The following is a 354-nucleotide window of genomic DNA, read 5'->3' as shown; positions in this document are numbered from 1 at the left end:
GAGGTCCTCGATCACGACCGTTTGATTTTAACGGATGAGGCGAGTCGAAGGCTTGTGCAGGACCTCGCGGCATCGCTCGGCGATCGGTGCATGCCCGCGGGCGACTTTGCGGCGGGCTTTCTCGCGGTTCGCCGAGCCCTTCGCCTTTCGCGACAGCTCACGCTGCGCGCGGGCCAGGCGGGCACGGTCACACTTCTCATGCTTCGGGCTGGCGACCTTTTCTCCGGTGGACAGTGTCACCAGGGAGGTGATCCCGGCGTCCAGACCGACGGCCGCTGTGGTGGCGGCGGCCGGGGCGACGTGGTCCTGGCACAGCAGGGACACGAACCAGCGACCCGCCGCGTCTCGGGACAC

General features: G+C 68.1%; 1 pseudogene. It reads right to left on the bottom strand.

Annotated features, from left to right (window positions below):
* Positions 1 to 30: 30 nt before the first annotated feature.
* Positions 31 to 354 (bottom strand): annotated as a pseudogene (locus tag TN53_RS43145) (transposase); the annotation flags it as partial.

It is taken from the genome of Streptomyces sp. WM6386 (assembly GCF_000972385.1).
GTDB lineage: Bacteria > Actinomycetota > Actinomycetes > Streptomycetales > Streptomycetaceae > Streptomyces.
This window is presented reverse-complemented; position numbering and strand designations above follow the sequence as displayed.